This is a genomic window from Enterobacter cloacae complex sp. IR5418 (assembly GCF_049238105.1).
In the GTDB taxonomy this organism is placed as follows: domain Bacteria; phylum Pseudomonadota; class Gammaproteobacteria; order Enterobacterales; family Enterobacteriaceae; genus Enterobacter; species Enterobacter hormaechei.
Genome location: NZ_JBMKHS010000088.1, coordinates 1 through 3228 on the forward strand (window position 1 = coordinate 1; position 3228 = coordinate 3228).

A 3228-nucleotide genomic window follows, 5' to 3' on the forward strand; every position below is an offset into this window, starting at 1 on the left:
CTCCATCAGCAAAAGGGGATGATAAGTTTATCACCACCGACTATTTGCAACAGTGCCATTTCTTTTCTCATTCCTTCAACACTAAAAGCTCCTTTAAAAAGGTTGCAGGGGGCGCATGATGGAAATAAGTTTTCTATAGCATGCAGTTCAGGGTGCATAACCTTACCCGTACTTCGGGCAACATGAGTTACGCCGCTGCCGACAGGGGCTCTCACCAGTTCAAAGTCGCGTCGAACAGGCTCAACATGATCGGCATGCCACCCTTTTTCAGGAAGCTTGCAACCACAATAGGCACAACGCCCCCCAAATTTCATTCGCAGCTCAGCTCGCTGTATTTTAGAGATCTTATTTTTAGGTTTTGAGAACCTACCATCAGGTGATTCAGCTTTGGATAACTTTGCTGAGGGCTCAGGTAATTCAACTAAATTCCCGTTGATATTTATCACCTTGACCATATCATTTTCCGCCTTTACTAAGCTCACGGGCACAGGAACTGGCTTAAGTAACCGCTAAAGATAACAGCCACTGACTGCATCTACCCAGACCTTCTGTTTATACTCAATAGGCCACCCCTCTTTATCTGCCCGGATGACGCAATCATTTACCGTGGTGCGTGACCGGATACGAACATCAAGCGGAAGCGAATCGTTATCCACACGAGCCTGTGCCTCATTTAAAATGCGTAAAAACATCTCTTTGGTCATTCAGATACCCCCTCAACTTTGCGAATTTTGATCAGATGAGGGCGACTCAGTTTACAAAGTTGTTCTGTCGCTTCATCAATCGAATTGAACCGATGAGCCTCTTCGATATTTAAAGTCCAGTATTTCGCTTTCCCTTCTCCCAGATCGGACTCAAAATAATTTCGCTTTACATCCATTTTTTTAGGCCTGCCATTTATCTTGACGACATTATGTCTGTCATCAAAAAGAAATTCGTCCCCCTCAAAAGTGATTAATACAAATGGCCCCTCAGGCTTGGAAGTCCGGGAACTTTCCATTTTCAAAGTCATACTTCAGCCTCTCGATAGAACTCATGAAACGTCAAATTAAAATGGACTCACACCACACTGATTCAGTATTCCTCCTGAACCCCATTAGGCTCTGTTGTGATTTCATATTTAATTCCGCCAGGTGCTCCCACAGCGTCCGCGACCGACTCACACAGCAGCGAGAGATCGTTGAGGGTCATTGGGTGTTCAATGTCCAGCGTGAAGAGTTTCCCGGCTTGCTTGGCGGCTGTCTTGTCAGCATGTTCGGCATTAAAAAGGTATACGGTGTGTTTTTCCTGAGCGGGTGTATTTTGATTTTGCATTGATGATCCTTTTGTTTAGTTCCCCGATTCCGGGGGTGAGTGAATTAATTTAAATTTATATTCGTCTGGTTTAATTAGAACGTTTCCACGCTATGCGTAAACAGGTAATGCAAGGGCTGTATCAACAGGATTAAAGTTACTTTTCTGGATGCAGCAACGCTTGGACATGATGTCCACATTACATCACGATCAAAGCTAAGTTTTTTTTGTATAACCCCTCCATTTTCGTGTGTTTCGCGTTTCAGACGCTTATACGACCTGCTTGACCATCCTCATCAGAAGGCGGTTTAACAGTCCTTTCGCTGTCGGGCGATTGCTATCGACATAGTAAAAACCTGTTTTGGTCGTACCGTGAGCACTGCTCAGCACCCTCAGTTCCCAGATAACGTCACGGATAACGCCGCCATTTTCTGGCTTAAGGCATTCAGATAAATGGCGCATGAAACGAGCTCTTACGGCACGGTAATAGCGGAACTCCTCTGGCTGGTTAGTATTTTCTTTCACCCGGAGTCGCTGGTTACACAGAGTTAGAACTGCATCCATCATTCCCGCCTTCAGCTTCGCCTGGATCGCACCTTGTTGCTGTTCCCTCTCACCTTCGAGTAACGTTAAAATTCTTTCTCCGAGTGCCGTCTTGTTGTGTACGTGCAACTGAACACAGGCAGCTACGCATGCCCAGAATCTGAACTTTTTTATCTGTCCACGCAATTTCCGGGCTACAACCTGACGGTATGCAGAATCACTGAGTATTTTAAAACGCCGACTGGCAACCAGCTCTGGAAGCGACACTCTGTCGCCTATCCCCAGGCGGGAAAAGGTTTGTCCCCGCTGTGCGAGACGATGATAGACAGCGCCCTTGCCTTTTGAAATTCGGACCGCGCCATAACGAAGAAGATACTGAGCAGCAGTCGTTGGAGTAAACTCACCGTCAGCGATGCGCTGGCGTAACCCGTCGTATTCATGCCAGATAATCCAGGACGCCGTATCTTCTTCAACAGTCAGCTCATCCTCTTCCTCGAATGCCACGACGACAGAACTGCTCTCTCCGGTCTTTAGGCTACGTGAAGCCCTGGGGTCAGCCTGCCCGTCAAAATAGGTCATCAGCGGCAACGTATCAGTCAGTCCATCATAAGCTGTACCGAACCGGCCTCCGGGCAGTTTCATCCAGAGTGGAGCTGGCATTGGTGTACGGGGCACAGGCTGCATGTCAGGCTCATCCTCAAGAAGGTCCAGATCGGCCTCTTCCCAGACCCTGCGATAGATCTCAATTGCCCGAAACGGGCGAGGGTTGAAACAGTGCAACGACCAGAGGAAATCAACGTGGATCACGTTTGCTTCCTGTACAAGCCGAAATTGTGGCTCAGCCATACGACGGTTATAAGCCGTATCGTCAACCTCGCCGGAAAGTAGCTTTCTGCGATGCTCTGCCGCACGTCTTGCTTCAACATAATCAAGGCTGCAACAGGCATGAAAAAGACGTTCAGTCAGGGACGAAGAAAAGATATTGGGTTGAAGACGCACATATCCGCCTTCGAACACTTTACGACCGATATAATCCCGCAGGCTCCAGTCGTACTGGATCTTAGAAAGAAATCGCTGAAGACGACTCAGGCCAGCCTGATAACCGTATTTCTCCGGGTCAGTTCGAAGGAGCGTTTCCATTGAATGGTCAACCCCTACTGCTGTGCAAAATGAGCACCCTATAATTCTGATCATTTAGAAATTTTTTTGCGTTTAAAATCAATGAATTGAAAGATTTCATTTTTCTAAGTCTGATAAAACAGATGAAAACCCAACTGACTATACTCATAAAACTCAATCTTTGCGCTGCTGTACGATACCAGTAATTACAGGTGCCGAGTTTAACATCATGAAAAGTAGCCCAATAATGAATGACGCAACGCCAGCTGCGGT

5 protein-coding genes are annotated in these 3228 nt (G+C 46.9%); all 5 read right to left on the minus strand.

Annotation, left to right across the window (positions count from 1 at the left end):
• Positions 1 to 5: 5 nt before the first annotated feature.
• The 5 genes from ACOTX7_RS24065 to ACOTX7_RS24085 all read right to left on the minus strand — a co-directional run bounded on the left by ACOTX7_RS24065 (position 6) and on the right by ACOTX7_RS24085 (position 2976).
• Positions 6 to 455, minus strand: a complete 450-nt coding sequence (locus tag ACOTX7_RS24065; RefSeq protein WP_000241453.1) for an HNH endonuclease — start codon at positions 453 to 455, stop codon at positions 6 to 8.
• A gap of 54 nt (positions 456 to 509) precedes the next feature.
• Complete coding sequence (locus ACOTX7_RS24070) at positions 510 to 704, minus strand: hypothetical protein (protein ID WP_000159617.1); 195 nt, start codon at positions 702 to 704, stop codon at positions 510 to 512.
• On the minus strand, positions 701 to 1012 hold the full coding sequence (locus ACOTX7_RS24075) for a hypothetical protein (RefSeq protein ID WP_000172888.1): 312 nt from the start codon (positions 1010 to 1012) through the stop codon (positions 701 to 703). The genes ACOTX7_RS24070 and ACOTX7_RS24075 overlap by 4 nt, the downstream gene beginning before the upstream one ends.
• 62 nt (positions 1013 to 1074) lie before the next feature.
• Positions 1075 to 1314 carry a hypothetical protein gene (locus ACOTX7_RS24080; RefSeq protein WP_001180999.1) on the minus strand — a complete coding sequence of 80 codons (240 nt, stop codon included), beginning with the start codon at positions 1312 to 1314 and terminating at the stop codon, positions 1075 to 1077.
• 249 nt (positions 1315 to 1563) lie between these two features.
• Entirely contained in the window at positions 1564 to 2976 is a 1413-nt protein-coding gene (locus ACOTX7_RS24085; protein ID WP_022646499.1) for a hypothetical protein, read from the minus strand.
• Between the last annotated feature and the right edge of the window lie 252 nt (positions 2977 to 3228).